Source organism: Streptomyces sp. SID13666 (assembly GCF_010548325.1).
GTDB classification, from domain to species: domain Bacteria; phylum Actinomycetota; class Actinomycetes; order Streptomycetales; family Streptomycetaceae; genus Actinacidiphila; species Actinacidiphila fildesensis.
Genome location: NZ_JAAGLX010000005.1, coordinates 160,818 through 176,137 on the forward strand (window position 1 = coordinate 160,818; position 15,320 = coordinate 176,137).

Consider the following 15,320-nt stretch of genomic DNA (forward strand, 5'->3'; position numbering starts at 1 on the left):
TTCTGGCCTCAGGGCTGGGGACAACCGGCATGGGACAGGCTGCGTGGCGTCGGGGTCGCCTTCTCGAGGTGAGCCGGACTGGACGGATCCCGCTGCAGCGGGGTGCCCGCTGATGAGTGGACCGTACGGCCCACGCCGCAGGGCCGGGCGGCCTCTGGAAAGGCGGCTCGCACAGGTGGACGCTGAAGTCGTCACCGCAGAAGGGCGTTCACACCGAGATGGGGAATCAGTGATGAGGCACAACAGGATCACCGACGTGATGACGGCCAATGTCGTCAAGGCCGTCCACGCCACGCCGTTCAAAGTGGTTGCAGAGCAGCTGTCCCGGCACGGCATCAGCGGACTTCCCGTCGTCGACGGCGACGACAAGGTCATCGGTGTCATCTCCGAGACGGACCTGATGATGCGCCAGGCCGCGAGCGTCGCTGAAACCGCTTCGCGGTGGAGCCGGCTCTTCCACGGCCATCGCCGGGAGCAGATCAAGGTCCGGGCCCGTACCGCGGGGCAGCTGATGTCCCAGCCGGCGGTCACGGTGCACGCAGAGGACTCCATCGCCGAGGCCGCCCGCACCATGATGGAGCAGAAGGTGGAGCGGCTGCCCGTCGTCGACGAGCAGGACCGCCTGATCGGCATCGTCACCCGCCGCGACCTGCTCCAGGTCTTCCTGCGGCCGGACAGCGACATCCGCCGCGATGTGATCGACCAGGTGCTGGTCCGCACCCTGTGGGTCGTCCCGCAGGCCATCGGCGTCACCGTGGATGATGGGGTGGTGACGCTGGAGGGGCGGCTGGAACGCCGCAGCGAGATCGGCATCGCGCTACGTCTTACCCCGCTGATCGACGGAGTGGTCGCCGTGGTCGACAAGCTCACGTACCAGCTCGACGACTCGCACCTGAAGGTTGCCGAACCGGCACTGCACGGTGTGGCCGACGACTGGATCCGGAAGCTCTGAGGAACCGCGGAACGGGCACAGAGGCGACGAAACCGTGACGGAAGTCCGGCGATCGTGGCGTTGGCGGTCCGATCGCTACGACGCTGTTCCGGCAGGATCGAAGGATGGGTGAATCCGGTGCCGAGTGGTCGGAGCGGCGGCCTCCTTGCCGTTCTGCCGCACGGATCCCGCCCCCGGTCCTGCCCTTCGTCAGGGAGCGCCTGCCCCGTGGCGCTTCGCGAGCCAGTCCTGATAGGCCGCCACGGCAGTGGGCAACGTGGCGAAGATTCTTTCCGGGCCGATCGCCTCGGTCAGTCCGTACGCGTCCAGGTCGTCGCGCAGTTCTTGCTTCACACGGGCGAGGGCGAACACGATGCCGCGCCGGCCGAGTTCCTTGCGCAGGGATTCGACCGCGTCCAGTGCGGTGATGTCGACCTCGACATTGGCTTCTGTGTTGAGGATGAACCAGGCCACCGGCCCCCGGTGTTCGTCGACGGCGGACAGGGCGCGGCGGCGGAAGTTCTCGGCGTTGGCGAAGAAGAGTGGTGAGTCGTAGCGGTAGATGACCAGCCCGGTGATCGTGCGAGCCTGCGGATAGTCGTCGACATCATGCATCCCGGCCATCCCGGGGACCCGCCCCTCGATCGCGTCGTGCGGGCGGGCCACCCGGGCCAGCATCTCGGCGACGGAGAGGCCGACGGCGACCAGCACGCCGTAGAGGATGTCCAGAGCCAGGACGCCGACGAGGCAGCCGAGCGCCAGCAACAGCTCTCTGCGGCGGAATGCGGCCAGCCGCCGGAAACCGGGCAGGTCGATCAGCCGTAGAGCGGCGTAGACGACGATGGCGCCCAGCACGGTCGCCGGGATATGGGCCAGCAACCGGCTTGCGACCAGCAGCACGGCGAGCACGGCGCCGAGCGCCACGAGGGAGTAGGCCTGGGTGCGGCCGCCCGCCGCGTCGGCGAGCGCCGTACGGCTGGCGCTGCTGCTCACCGGGAAGCCGTGCAGGGCTCCGGCGCCGAGGTTCGCGGCGCCCAGCGCCAGCAGCTCCTGATTGGCGTCGAGCTGGTGACCGCCGTCCTGTGTCGCGAAGGCGCGGGCGGTGAGGATGACGTCCGTGTAGCCGACCAGCAGTACGCCGAGCGCGGGCAGCAGCAGGTGCGGCAGGTCGCCCGGGTCCGGCAGTGCGGGTCGGGGCAACCCCGAGGGGATGGCGCCGATGACGGTGATCCCGTGGTGCTCCAGCCCGAAGACGGCGACAACAGCGGTTCCCAGGACGACGAGGAGCAGCGGCCCCGGCAGCCGGGGGAAGGAGCTCTGCACCGCGAAGAGGAAGACCAGGGCCGCCGTGGCGAAGGCCAGCGTGGCCGGATGGGCCTGCGGAACGTGCCGGGCGAAGGAGAACAGCTGCGGGAAGAACTCCGTCCCGTGCACGGGCACGCCGGTCAGCCGGGGTAGCTGGTCCACGATCATGATCAGGGCCACCCCCGCCATGTAGCCGACGAGAACCGGCCGGGACAGCAGATCGGCGACGAAGCCCAACCGCGCCGCCCAGGCGACGAGGCAGAGCAGCCCGACCGCGACCGCGAGAGCAGCGCACAGAACCGCGTACCGGGCCGGGTCCCCGGCGGCGAGCGGCCCGATGACGGTGGCGGTCATCAGCGCCGTGGTGGACTCCGGCCCGACCGACAGCTTCCGGGACGAGCCCAGCAGCGCGTAGAGCAACAGCGGCGGCACGATCGCCCACAGGCCGGCGACCGGCGGCAACCCCGCCAGCCCCGCATACGCCATCACCTGAGGAACCAGGTAGGCCGCCACGGTCACCCCGGCGAGCAGATCTCCGCGCAGCCAGGCCCGCCGGTAGCCGGACAGCACGACAAGCCCCGGCAGCAAGTGCCTGCCGGCCTCTACCACCCGGGCACGCAACTCCCCCCGCTCCGGTGGACGGTCGCCGCCGGAGGATCCTGGCGTGGGACCGGTATCTCTGGGAGCGTGCGGCCGCCCCGACCGCGGACCGGAGTCGCGCGGTCGGGGTCGTCGTTCCCCGTCCCGGTCGTGCCGGGGGATCACGGGGTTCTCACGCGTCGGCGCGCTGCACCTTGATGGTGCGCGCCCCGGTCTTCGGCTCTGCGACCGGGACGTTCACGGTGAGGACGCCGTCCTTGTAGTCGGCCGTGGTCTCGTCCGCCCGGGCGCCCGCGGGCAGCCGGACGGAACGGGCGAACGCTCCGTAGCGGAACTCCGAGTGGTGCCTGCCCTCGGCCTTCTCCGTGCGCTCGGCGCGGATGACCAGCACATCACTGTCGATGCTGATCTCGACATCCTGGTCCGGGTCGATTCCGGGCAACTCGGCCTTCACGACGTACGCGCCCTCGGCCAGCTGCTGCTCGATGCGGATGCCGTGCAGTCCGGGCACGTTCCGCATGCCCGGCACGGCGGGGATGCCGGCCTCGATCCAGTCGAACAGTTCCGGCAGCAGCGGCGGCCATCCCTGGCGCCGTTCCAGTTTCGCACTCATCGCTTCCTCCTCGCGTCGAACGTTCACGGACTGTGCGGGTGCGATTCCAGGATCCTGTTCCCTGCTGTACCGCATCAGGGGCCGTACGGCCTACACATGACCGGCCGTACGGGCCCCGAATGACCCATCCGGCCCCGGGCGGAGGGCGCGCAGCGGGGGGAGGCTGAGGGACGGAAGCTCCTGTTGACGAGCAGATGTGAGGAGATGACCGCCGTGTATACGACCCTGACCGCGGACTTCTGGACGCTCTTTGTGTACATGTTGGGCGCCGCAATGGTGCTGGTACTGGTTGCGACCCTCGCCGCCGAGGCAGTCGTGGACCGGCTGTCCGCTCGGCGCACGCGGCGGTCGCAGATCCGCCGGATCCCGGATGCTGTCCTGGCCCGGCCCCGGCAGCCGCACCACGCGCACTATTGAGTGCAGGGGCTGCGCAGGAGGACCGAACTGCCCGTTCCTGTGCCTGTACGGACGACGTACGGCCGCGGATGTTCCGCGGCGCGGCCGGGGCTCTCGCCGGCCGCGCCACTGTGCCGTGGAGCCGAGGACGCTCAACGGCCCGTGAAACAGGACCGATGTTCCCTGTCGGCCAGGTCAGGGGAGGGCTCTGCTGGGGGGAAGGTGAGCGGGACGCCGCGCTCGACGCCACGGACAACGTGGAAGCCGCGTACCGGACCTTCCGCCGGTCCGGCGTGCGACGGCTCCCAGCCCTGGCCGGAGAACGCCTCGTCGTCGCACTCACCGTCGATGACCTGTTCCTGGACGTCTTCCAGCGCCTCGCGGACTCGCTCGGAGCGGCGCAGCGAACGGATACGGGCGCAGCAGCGTGACGCCCTTGGCTGCGGACGCAAGCCGGTCACATGTCCAGGACCAAATCGGCAGGCGGCGTCGAACAACAGATGAGGGCGCTTCCCTCGGCGGGGAGGTCTACAGGCTCCGGGGAGTAGTCGACGTGGCCCGAAAGCAGCCCGGTCTCGCAGGTGTGACAGACGCCGGTGCGGCAGGACCAGCGCACGGGCACGTCGCATGCCTCGGCGAGTTCTAGCAGGGTCCCGTAGTCGCGGTGCCAGGGGACGGTCAGCCCGCTGCGAGCGAAGGACACGGACGGCCCCGCCTGTCCGCCGGGAGGATGGGCCGGCTGGTGCGGTGCCCTGGCGGATCCCGCGACCACACCGGGGGTGACGGCGGGTGCGGCCCCGAAGATCTCGGTGTGGATACGCGAGGACGGCATGCCACAGGACTCCAGGGCTTCGGACACGTCCTGCATGAACGCGCCTGGACCGCAAAGGTAGGCGTCGGCGTCCGGAGGCAGCTCGAGGGCGCGGATCCGCTCGACGCTGAGCCGCCCCGTCATCGTGTAGTCGATACCTGGGCGGTCAACGCTGCGCGGACGGCTGTAGGAGACGAATGACCGGCCTGCGGCGAGCCGGGAGAGCAGCGCGTGCACTTCGTCGGCGAAGGGGTGGTTCTCGCCGTCTCGAGCCGCCTGCAGCCACCACACCGGGCGCCGTGAGGGTTTCGCTGCCAGAGCGTGCAGCATGGCCAGGACCGGAGTGGCGCCGACACCGGCGGACAGCAGCAGAACAGGAGTATCCGCGTCCGCCAGCAGGAACGTACCGCGCGGAGCGGCGACATCGAGAACATCGTCCACTTTCACGTGCTGAGAAAGGTAGGTGCTGGCGAGACCGTGCGGTTCCTGCTTGACACTGATGCGGTAGGTCTCGGCGCCCGGTCGGCCGGACAACGAGTAGTTCCGGATGACCGGGGAGGCCTGTGGGTCCGGCCGCAAGCGGACTCCGAGGAACTGCCCCGGCAACGCGGCTGGGAGCGGTTCACCGTCAACTGACGCCAGAGTGAGCGAGAAAATACTCGCGCTCTCCGGTTCGATGCGGACGACTTCGAGCGGGCGGAACCCGGGCCATGCCGGAGGCGGGCTGGTGACGCTGAGCCCACTGTTGCCGCCCACGGCGCCAGGGCCGCGATCCGCGTCGTCGAGCAAGGCTTGCAGCGACGTCTTCCACCCAGGGCTCAGTGCTGGGATGCGCAAGGCGCGTTCGAGCTGCGGCCGGGCGTGACCAGGCAGGTAGAGCAGCGCGTCGATCTCTGCGACCGTCATCTCCTCGGGGCCCGAGACGACTTTTACGATCTCGTCTCCGGCCTGCACCTGCCCTTCTGCCAGCACGCGCATGTAGAAGCCCGGGCGGCGGTGGGACACGAGCAGGGCGGCCATCCGAGGTTCTCCCAGCCGCAACCCCACCCGGTAGCACGTCACCCGGGGTTGCGTGACCTCGAAGAGCGCACCGCCGATCTCGTAGCGGTCGCCGATGCACACCTCGTCGTCGGCGAGTCCCTCCACGGTGAAGTTCTCGCCGAACTGGCCGTACGTGAAGTCGTCCCGCTTCATGTGCTCCTGCCAGTGGCGGTAGGAGTCCAGCTGGTAGACCAGTACGGCACGCTGCTCGCCGCCATGCCCGGACAGGTCGCCTTGCCCGTCGCCGTCCAGATTGAGCCGCCGCGCCATCAGGGGTCCGGCGACAGGGTGCTTCCAGATGGCGGTATGCGTGGTCCTGCCATGCCAGGCAACGCCTTTCGGCATGCCGACGTTCACGGCGATCAGAGTGGCCATACGATATCCATTCTCTCGAGCGCAGCCGCCGTATGGGCGCGAAGCCGACATTACGCCCGCTAGGCGCATACATACGCGGGTCTCGACTGGCCCGTCCGGCGTTCGATGACCTCCCTCGGGCCCTGGCTCTCTGGAGTGCGGCTCGAAATCGCCCTGAGCCGAGCGGGGCGTGTGCCGTCGCGCGGCCATCCCCCGGTCGGGGCGCCCCTGCGGCGTCACGGGCAACTGCCCGCGGCGATGGAATGGTGTGCCATCAAGGAAACCTCCTCGCACGGTTCAGCTGACTGCCGGCTTCAGCGGGCCCCAGACGGTGACGAGGAGGGCCATCCCACGTATGCCGCACGGAACCCGCTAGGCGTGGCGCACCGGTCCCTGCACACCAGCGAACGCCAGCACGTGCGTGACCACGACCACGGATGGGCCGGACGGGTGACTTTTGAGGTAGTACTCGAGGGCAGATGTTGTGTCAGGGCGGTGGCCACGTCGTGCAGAACTACCAGCCTGGTCGATCACGCCCACTTGGCCGTCCCCTCCGTGCTCGCTCGCTGACCAAGGTGGACTCCGGTCCGCCCCGAAGGCTCTCGCGTTCGAGTACGCCACTCGCGGGATCCGCAGCAACGCGGGCTGCCTGAGCGTCGGTTGCTGACGCCTCACCGCACGAGCCGTACCGGGCACGCGGGACGCTCTGGCCCGTGACCTCCCTGGCCCACATCGACCCCTGCCATGCGCTGGGGGTGCCCCGGTGATCGGGCCGTGCAAGTCTCGCCTTGTCGGCATTTTCGGACGAGCGCAGGAGGCGCGGGTCATGGACATGAAGCTCGAAGTCGTCGTGGTGCCGGTGGCCGATGTCGACCGGGCCAAGGACTTTTACACAGGGTTGGGTTGGCGGCTCGACGCCGACGTCGCCACCGACGAGAACTTCCGGGTGGTGCAGGTGACCCCGCCCGGCTCGCCGGCGTCGGTCATCTTCGGCACCTCAGTCACCTCCCAGACACCGGGCTCGGCTCAGGGACTCCACCTGATCGTCAACGCAATCGAGGCCGCCCACGACCAGCTCAAGCAACTCGGCGCCGACCCGAGCGAGGTGTTCCACGACGCAGGCGGTGTCTTCCACCACGCCGGAACCGACGACCGGGTAACAGGCCCGGATCCGCGACGCAGCAGCTACGGCTCGTTCCTGTCATTCAGCGACCCGGACGGCAACGGCTGGGTCCTGCAGGAGATCACCACCCGGCTCCCGGGACGAATGGACCCCACGGTCACCACCTTCTCGTCCTCCCCGGACCTCGCGGCCGCGCTGCGCCGCGCCGCGGCCGCACACGGCGAGCACGAGGCGCGCACCGGCGCGCAGGATCCGAACTGGCCGGACTGGTACGCGGACTACATGGTGGCCGAGCAGGCCGGAACCGAGCTGCCTTCGTGAGCGCCCGCAACTCCGCCCGACGCCAGGGATGGGGAGTGATCGAGCGCGGAGTGTGCCCTCAGCGGGCAGTGCACCTGTCCGGAGAGCGTCAACTGGTGCGGTGGCCGTCGTTCGATAGGAGGACAGCGCCCGCAAGGGCCGTTCCAGGTCGATGTAGCGGAACTCGTACACGACCTCGTCGAATGCATAACGGATGAAACTACCCGAACCGGGTTGGGTGCTCGATGGAATATAAGCGGCAATTCGTCTGACACGGGTGTGCTCCGGCCGGTTGGCTCCTCCTCGGCAAGGGGGCCTTCGCGATCTTCCGGGGGCTTGCTGTGTCGGCGGGGTCGAGGGTGCAGGGTTTGGCGGGCGCTGGGTGCGGTGGGTCTCGGGTCTGCACCGGTGAAGGCCAACTCGGCCGGTGCCAAGACCGGATGGCGGACGGGGTGGGCTTCTTTCGCTCGTCCGCCCTCCGGCTGCGGAGCGACTACGCCTCGCGACCAAAGCGTTCTCGAATGCCCGTCCGGGCGAATCGGGGCGCCGGTTCCAGAAGCCTGGCGCCCGCGCCCGCCCGTCGTCCGGTGGCCCGGACTCTCCCCGGATGGGATGCCTGAGGAACCGCACTGGGTCCTGTGCGCCGGCGACAGCGTTCGTTTCCGTCCGTTTTGGGTGGAGCATGCTACTTGCCTTGCGTCATGGGGGCGGCGGATGATCGACGCTTAGATTAGGTTAGCCTGTCTTAACCAAGATGGGCGCCTGGCTTCGACGGCTATGCGTCTGTCCGGCTGTGTGTACCTGTGGCTTGTGAGGATGTACGGGAATGCGTGCTCGGGTGTCTGATCGGCCGCCTCGGGCGGTGAAGGCGCAGCGTTCAGCGGGGACGACCGGTATAGCCGCGTCGGACGCGCGCCGCGCGGGGTGGCTGCTGGCGTGTGTGGCGCTCCTCGCGGTGGCGTGCCTGTTGAGCATCGCGGTGGGGACACGGACGATCGGAGTGCACACCACCTGGGACGCGTTCGCCCACTACACCGGCACCGATGAGCAGACGATCGTGCGGGAACTGCGGGTTCCGCGGTTGGTGCTGGGACTGCTGACCGGGGTGGCGCTGGGGGTGTGCGGCGCGCTGATCCAGGCGGTGACGCGCAACCCGCTGGCCGACACCCAGATCCTCGGGGTCAACGCGGGCGCGGCGCTGTTCGTGGTGTTCGCCGTCGGCGTGCTCGGGCTGACCAGCATCTGGTCGTACGTCTGGTTCGCCTTCGCCGGGGTGGCTGTGGCGATGGTGGCGGTGTACGCCCTGGGGTCCATCGGGCGCGGCGGTGCCACGCCGGTGCGGCTCACCCTGGCGGGGGTCGCGCTCGGAGCGGTGATGGACGGACTCTCCGCCGGCATCCGTCTCGTACGGCCGCGGGCCTTCGACTATCTGCGGTTCTGGGACGTGGGGACGCTCGGGGGGCGTCCGATGAGCATCGCGCTGGCGGTGGCACCGTTCATCGGGGTGGGGCTGCTGCTGGCGCTGACGGTCGCGCGGTCGCTGAACGCCGTCGCGATGGGTGACGACATCGCGCGCTCGCTGGGCGCGGACATCACCCGTACCCGGGTACTAGCGGTGCTGGCGGTGATGCTGTTGGCGGGCGCGTCGACGGCTGCGGTCGGGCCGATCGGGTTCGTCGGGCTGATGGTGCCGCACGCGGTGCGCTGGCTGGTCGGCCCCGACCAGCGCTGGATCCTCGCCTTCACGGTCGTCTGCGCGCCCGTCCTGATGCTGAGCGCCGACGTCATAGGGCGGCTGGTGATCAGGCCGGCGGAACTGCAGGCCGGGATCGTCACGGCGTTCGTCGGAGCGCCGGTGCTGATCTGGATGGTCCGTCGTTCGAACGTCAGCGCGCTGTGAAGGCCCTGACGCGCCGCCAGGACGGCGCTCCCCGGGTCGACTTCGGCCACCGGGTATTGGTGCTCCGGCCGTCGGCGGCTGTCTCGGTGCGGCTGAGCGTCCGGACGACGGTGGTCTGCGCGATCCTCCTGCTGCTGACGCTGGTGGTCGGTGTGCTGGCGCTGGGCACCGGCGAATTCTCCCTCCCTCCGGACCAGGTCGTACGCGCCCTCACCGGCCAGGAATCCGGCTGGGCCCGGCTGGTGGTGGTGGAGTGGCGGCTGCCACGGGTGGTCCTGGCGCTGCTCATCGGGGCCGCGCTGGGACTCAGCGGCGCGGTGTTCCAGTCCCTGATGCGCAACCCGCTGGGCAGCCCCGACGTGATCGGTTTCAACACCGGTGCGTACACAGGCGTCCTGGTGGCCACGGCCTACGTCGGCCATGACTACGCGCAGACCTCGGTGGGCGCGCTGGTCGGCGGGCTGCTCACCGCCGCGGTGGTCTATCTGCTGGCCTACCGGCAGGGGGTGCAGGGGTTCCGTCTGATCATCGTCGGGATAGCGGTCAGCGCTGTCCTCGGCTCGGTCAACCAGTGGTTCATCATCAAGGCGGATCTGCAGACGGCCTACGCGGCAGCGTTGTGGGGCCAGGGCAGCCTCAATGACCTGAGCTGGGACCAGGTGCCACCGGTGGCGTACGCGGTCGGGGCGCTCAGTCTGCTCCTGGTGGCGATGGGCCCGTCGCTGCGGCTGCTGGAACTCGGTGACGACGCGGCCTCCGCGCTCGGGGTCCGGCGCGAGCCGGTGCGGCTGGCGTATCTGGCGGTCGGGGTGGCGCTGACCGCGGTGGCGACGGCCGCCGCCGGGCCGATCTCCTTCGTCGCGCTGGCGGCCCCGCAGATCGCGGCGCGGCTCACCCGGGCCCCGGGGATCGCGCTGGTGCCCTCCGCGGTGACCGGAGCGCTGCTGCTCCTGGTCGGGGACTTCCTCGCGGTGCGGCTGTTCGCTCCCACTCAACTGCCGGTGGGAGTGGTGACCGTGAGCCTGGGCGGCGCTTACTTCGCCTGGTTGCTCGCCAGGAACACGAGGGGCCGGAAATGAATGCCACCCCCGCACCGAGCGAAACGGCGCAGAGCGATGCCCTTGAGATTACTGGGTCCGCACAGACTGAGGCCGGCCTTACGCCCGCACGACTGCACGCCCAGGGCGTGACCATCGGCTACGACCAGCGGGCCATCTGCGAGGACCTCAGTGTGGAGGTGCCCGACGGGCGGTTCACGGTCATCGTCGGCCCGAACGCCTGCGGGAAGTCGACGCTGCTGCGGGCGCTGTCCCGGCTGCTGCGCCCGAGGCGCGGGCGGGTCGTGCTGGACGGCCGGGATATTCACGGCTATCCGGCCAAGGAGGTCGCCCGGCGACTGGGTCTGCTCGCCCAGTCGTCGACCGCACCCGAGGGAATCTCGGTGGCCGACCTGGTCGCCCGCGGACGTTTCCCGCACCAGAAGCTGATCCGGCAGTGGTCGGCCCACGACGAGGCCGCGGTACTCGAGGCGATGGAGGCCACCGGGGTCACCGACCTGTCCGGTCGGCTGGTCGACACCTTGTCCGGCGGGCAGCGCCAACGAGTGTGGCTGGCGATGGTCCTGGCCCAGCAGACCTCGATCATGCTTCTCGACGAGCCGACGACCTTCTTGGACATCGCCCACCAGGTCGAGGTGCTGGAGCTGTGCGTACGGCTCAACCGGGAGCAGCGCGCCACGATGGTGGCGGTGCTGCACGACCTCAACCACGCCTGCCGCTACGCCGATCACCTCATCGCGATGAAGGCCGGGCGGATCGTGGCGCAGGGCGACCCCCGGGAGATCGTCACCGCGGAGCTGGTCGAGGAGGTCTTCGGGCTGCGCTGCCGCATCATCGACGACCCCGAGACGCACACCCCGCTGATCATCCCCCGGTCCGGAATCGTGACCGCACCCCGGACCGCGACCACGGTCCATAGTTAGGTTAGGCTAACCTCTGCGCATCTCGCGCATCACTTACATCGTGCGGATCGCGCCTGTTCCGGGGCGCCCAGCGGCCATTTTGAGGAGACCCCGTGTCCGACAACCCCTTCGACGACGACAGCGGCAGCTTCTACGTGCTGGTCAACGACGAGGAGCAGTACTCGCTGTGGCCGACCTTCAAGGAAGTCCCGCAGGGCTGGGCGATAGCCCTCGGCCAGGGACCGGGAGCCCCGCGCCAGGAGTGCCTGGACTACATCGACCGCACCTGGACGGACCTGCGTCCCCGGAGCCTGCGCGAGCGGATGACCGCCGACGCCGACTCCGTCGCGCACTGACCGTGGCCGGGCCCACGACACCACCGGCCACCGGCGGGCGCGTCCTGCGCCGGACGACGACCCGCAACGCCCGGCGGCTGACCGCCGGAACCGTACTGATCAGCCTGCACCAGGTGTGCGAGGCACTCGTTCCGGTGCTCATCGGCGTGATCGTGGACCGCGCGATCGGGCCGGGTGACGGGACGTCACTCCTGTGGTGGCTCGCCGGGCTGGCAGGGCTGTTCACGGTGCTGACGATCGTCTACCGGTACGGGGCCCGCACTCTCATGCGGGCCCTTGCCGAAGAGGCGCACCTGCTGAGGCTGGAGGTCGCCGGCCGCATCATGGATCCGCGCGGCATGGAGACCGAACTGCGCGCCGGCGACCTGCTGACGATCTCCTCCAGCGACGCCGAGAAGGCGTCGTACATCATCGACTACATACCCCGGGCGACCGGCGCGGTGGTGGCCACGGCGGTCTGCTCGGTGACCCTGCTGTTCATCGACGTCCCGCTCGGCATCGCCGTGCTGGTCGCGACACCGCTGGCGCTGCTGGCACTGCACCTGGCGACCCCGCGCATCACCCGCCGGGTCGCCGAGCAACAGGAGATGATGGGCACCGCCGCGTCCTTGGCGACCGACCTGGTCAGCGGGGTCCGGCCGTTGCAGGGCATCGGCGCCGAAGCCGCCGCGTCCCGGCGCTATGCGGAGGTCAGCCAGAAATCCCTGGCCGCCGCCCTGCGGGCGGCGCGCACCCAGGGCGTCTACAACGCGGTCTCGAACGCGAGCGGTTCGCTGCTCGCCTGCGGAATCGCCGTCGCCGCGGGCTGGTTCGCGCTGCGCGGGCGGATAACCATCGGCGAGTTCCTGACCATCATCGGGGTGGCGCAGTTCCTGATGGCACCGGTCGGCCTGCTCGCCGTCATCCCCGGCTGGATCGCCGAGGCCCGCGCGTCGGCAGACCGTATCGCGCGGGTGGTCTCGGCCCCCGTGCTGCACACCGACGGCGGCGCTCCTGCCGGCCCGGCCGTCGCCGCCTCGCCCGGACTCGCGGTGCGCGGACTGCGCTACGGCACCCTCGACACGATCGATCTGGACGCCCGGCCCGGTGAGTTCGTCGGGATCGTGGCCCACCGGGGCGCCGACGCCGACGCCCTCGTCCGGGTCCTGTCCGGGCGGGTGGTGCCGCACGAGTACGACGGCCAGGTGCTCCTCGGTGGGGAGCCGCTCGGCGGGATCAGCCTGGCCGACGCCCGGCGCACGATGCTGGTGGAACCGCACCGCACCGACCTGTTCGAGGGGACGCTCGCCGCCAACCTGACGGCGGGGGCGGACGGCGACGCCGACCCGGCGGCGGTGTCCGGCGCACTGGCCGCCGCCGCGGCCGGCGATGTCGTCTCGGCCCATCCCGAGGGCCTGGCGTACGAGGTGGTGGAGCGCGGGTCCGGCCTGTCCGGCGGACAGCGTCAACGGGTCGCCCTGGCGAGGGCGTTGCTGGCCCGCCCGCCGATCCTGGTGTTGCACGACCCGACGACCGCGGTGGACACCGTCACCGAACAGGCCATCGCCCAGGGCGTACGCGACCTGCGCCATCTCGCGGGGACGGCGGCGTTCACCACCGTGCTGGTGACCAACAGCCCGGCGATGCTGGCGGCCACCGACCGTGTCGTCGTCCTCGACGGCGGTCGGGTGGTCACCGAAGGGATCCACGCCGAACTCGGTGCCACCGATGACGACTACCGACGGGCGGTGCTCCGATGAGCCAACAGAGCGAACAGAGTCATCAGAGCGAGCAGAGCGAACAGCCGGACGAACACCTGCTGCCGATCGCGAACTCCCGTACCACCTGGCGCTGGCTGGGCGGCCGGCTCCGTGAACGCCCCGCCGCCCTCGCCCTCACCCTGCTGGTGGGGCTGCTGGGCGCGGCCGCGGCCGTCGGCCCGGCGTACGCGCTCGGCATCCTCGTCGACCGGGTGCGCGACGGGGCAGGCTCGTCGGCGATCCTAGGGATCGCGGTCACGATCGCCGCGGCGGCGCTCGTCGGTGGCGCCGCCACCGGCCTGACCTCGTATCTGGTGGCCCGGCTCGGCGGACAGATCCTGGCCGTGCTGCGTGAGCGCACCGTGTCCAGGGCTCTGACCCTGCCGGTCACCACCCTCGAACGGGCCGGCCGGGGCGACCTGCTGTCGCGGGTCAGCGCCGATGTCGCCGAGGTGAGCAACGCGCTCGTCGAACGGATCCCCGTCGTCATCTCCTCGACGCTGCTCGGCGCCCTCACGCTGGCCGCCATGTCGAGCCTGGACTGGCGGCTCGGGCTGGCCGGCGCCGTGGCCGTACCCCTCTACGTGCTGGCGCTGCGCTGGTATCTGCCCCTGGCCATGCCCCGGTACGCCAAGCAGCGCAAGACCGTCGCGCGGTCGTCGCAGCGCCTGGTGGAGAGCATGCAGGGCCGGCGTACGGTGCACGCCTATGGGTTGCAGGATCGCCATCTGGAGAACATCGGCATGGCGTCCCGGAGTTCACGGGATGTGTCGGTCTGGGTGTTCGACCTGTTCACCCGCTTCGTGGGCCGGGTCAACCGCGCCGAGTTCGGTGGTCTGTCCGTCATTCTCGTCACCGGGTTCCTGCTGGTCCGCGAGGGCACCGTGACGGTTGGTCAGGCCGCGGCCGCCGCGGTGCTGTTCCACCGGCTGTTCGAACCGATCGGCATGCTGCTCTTCGTCTTCGACGAGGTACTGGCCGCGGGGGCGAGCCTCGCCCGGCTGGTGGGTGTGGTCAAGATGCCCCCGGAGCAGGAGCAGGAGCAGGAGCAGGGGCCGGGGCCGGGGCAAGTGTCCGGGGCCCCCGGACAGGTTCCCGCGGACGCCTCGCTCGACCTGACCGATGTGCACTTCGCCTACGCCGGCGGGGCCGATGTACTGCGGGGGATCAGCATGCGGGTACCCGCACGGTCCCGGGTGGCGTTGGTCGGCTCTACCGGCGCGGGCAAGTCCACGCTGGCCGCCATCGTCGCCGGATCGCTGCGTCCGCGGCGCGGCACCGTGCAGTTGGGCGGAGTGTCGCCCGCCGCGCTCGGAACCGACGGGTTCCGCGGCCGGGTCGCTCTCATCACCCAGGAGATCCATGTCTTCGCCGGACCGCTCATCGAGGACCTGAGGCTGGCCAGCCCCGGCGCCACTGTTCAGCGGGCCACGGAGGCGCTGACCACGGTGGGCGCTCTGGAGTGGGCCGAGGCGCTGCCCGAGGGGTTGGACACCGTGGTCGGCGAGGGTGGGCACGAGCTGACCGCCGCCCAGGCCCAGCAACTCGCACTGGCCCGGCTCGTACTGGCCGACCCGGCGGTGGCGGTGCTCGACGAGGCCACGGCCGAGGCGGGCAGCCTCGGCGCCCGGTTGCTCGAGGAGTCCGCCGCCGCGGCGACGCGCGGGCGGACCACGCTGATAGTGGCGCACCGTCTGACCCAGGCGGCGTCGGCCGACCGGATCGTCGTGCTCGAACACGGCCGCATCGTCGAAGAGGGGTCGCACGAGACGCTGGTCGGGGCCGGGGGCCGTTATGCCCAGTTGTGGTCGGCATGGGAGTCCCGGACCCCGACTTCCCCTGATAATAAGGTTAGGCTAGCCTAAGTATTCGGCTGACCCTCACCTGATAG

13 protein-coding genes and 1 pseudogene are annotated in these 15,320 nt (G+C 70.3%); 11 read left to right on the plus strand and 3 right to left on the minus strand.

Annotation, left to right across the window (positions count from 1 at the left end; translation table 11 throughout):
- The first annotated feature begins 232 nt into the window (after positions 1–232).
- Positions 233–952, plus strand: coding sequence for a CBS domain-containing protein (locus G3I60_RS11380; RefSeq protein WP_164293202.1), 720 nt, complete (start codon positions 233–235; stop codon positions 950–952).
- Between the two features lie 189 nt (positions 953–1,141).
- Here G3I60_RS11380 and sulP read toward each other — a convergent pair whose 3' ends face one another.
- Complete coding sequence (gene sulP, locus G3I60_RS11385) at positions 1,142–2,824, minus strand: sulfate permease (protein WP_239069733.1); 1,683 nt, start codon at positions 2,822–2,824, stop codon at positions 1,142–1,144.
- A gap of 184 nt (positions 2,825–3,008) precedes the next feature.
- Positions 3,009–3,449 carry an Hsp20/alpha crystallin family protein gene (locus G3I60_RS11390; RefSeq protein WP_164293204.1) on the minus strand — a complete coding sequence of 147 codons (441 nt, stop codon included), beginning with the start codon at positions 3,447–3,449 and terminating at the stop codon, positions 3,009–3,011.
- 213 nt (positions 3,450–3,662) lie between these two features.
- Between G3I60_RS11390 and G3I60_RS11395 the strand changes: the two genes are divergently transcribed.
- Positions 3,663–3,866 (plus strand): hypothetical protein, encoded by a 204-nt coding sequence (locus G3I60_RS11395; protein WP_138351957.1) that lies wholly within the window; start codon positions 3,663–3,665, stop codon positions 3,864–3,866.
- Positions 3,867–4,021: 155 nt separating this feature from the next.
- A complete protein-coding gene (locus G3I60_RS11400; protein ID WP_203672727.1) occupies positions 4,022–4,276 on the plus strand; it encodes a hypothetical protein in 255 nt (84 codons plus the stop codon).
- Between the two features lie 26 nt (positions 4,277–4,302).
- On the opposite strand, the gene G3I60_RS11405 is transcribed toward G3I60_RS11400, so the two are convergent.
- Complete coding sequence (locus G3I60_RS11405; protein ID WP_164607069.1) at positions 4,303–6,072, minus strand: MOSC and FAD-binding oxidoreductase domain-containing protein; 1,770 nt, start codon at positions 6,070–6,072, stop codon at positions 4,303–4,305.
- 455 nt (positions 6,073–6,527) lie between these two features.
- Between G3I60_RS11405 and G3I60_RS45335 the strand changes: the two are divergent.
- The 8 genes and pseudogenes from G3I60_RS45335 to G3I60_RS11440 form a co-directional block, all read left to right on the plus strand.
- A pseudogene (locus G3I60_RS45335) lies at positions 6,528–6,694 on the plus strand (3-oxoacyl-ACP reductase); the annotation flags it as partial.
- A 183-nt stretch (positions 6,695–6,877) separates the two neighbouring features.
- A complete protein-coding gene (locus G3I60_RS11410; protein ID WP_164293206.1) occupies positions 6,878–7,495 on the plus strand; it encodes a VOC family protein in 618 nt (205 codons plus the stop codon).
- Between the two features lie 841 nt (positions 7,496–8,336).
- Positions 8,337–9,374 (plus strand): iron chelate uptake ABC transporter family permease subunit, encoded by a 1,038-nt coding sequence (locus G3I60_RS11415; RefSeq protein WP_244809711.1) that lies wholly within the window; start codon positions 8,337–8,339, stop codon positions 9,372–9,374.
- Positions 9,371–10,453, plus strand: a complete 1,083-nt coding sequence (locus tag G3I60_RS11420; RefSeq protein WP_343240877.1) for an iron chelate uptake ABC transporter family permease subunit — start codon at positions 9,371–9,373, stop codon at positions 10,451–10,453. The genes G3I60_RS11415 and G3I60_RS11420 overlap by 4 nt, the downstream gene beginning before the upstream one ends.
- Positions 10,450–11,355, plus strand: a complete 906-nt coding sequence (locus G3I60_RS11425) for an ABC transporter ATP-binding protein (RefSeq protein ID WP_164293207.1) — start codon at positions 10,450–10,452, stop codon at positions 11,353–11,355. Before G3I60_RS11420 ends, G3I60_RS11425 begins: the two co-directional genes overlap by 4 nt.
- A 92-nt stretch (positions 11,356–11,447) precedes the next feature.
- The gene (locus G3I60_RS11430) at positions 11,448–11,690 is read left to right on the plus strand and encodes an MbtH family protein (protein WP_164293208.1); all 243 of its coding nucleotides are present in this window, start codon (positions 11,448–11,450) and stop codon (positions 11,688–11,690) included.
- Positions 11,691–11,692: 2 nt separating this feature from the next.
- Complete coding sequence (locus G3I60_RS11435; protein WP_164607071.1) at positions 11,693–13,429, plus strand: ABC transporter ATP-binding protein; 1,737 nt, start codon at positions 11,693–11,695, stop codon at positions 13,427–13,429.
- Complete coding sequence (locus tag G3I60_RS11440) at positions 13,426–15,294, plus strand: ABC transporter ATP-binding protein (RefSeq protein ID WP_164293210.1); 1,869 nt, start codon at positions 13,426–13,428, stop codon at positions 15,292–15,294. Before G3I60_RS11435 ends, G3I60_RS11440 begins: the two co-directional genes overlap by 4 nt.
- Positions 15,295–15,320 lie beyond the last annotated feature (26 nt).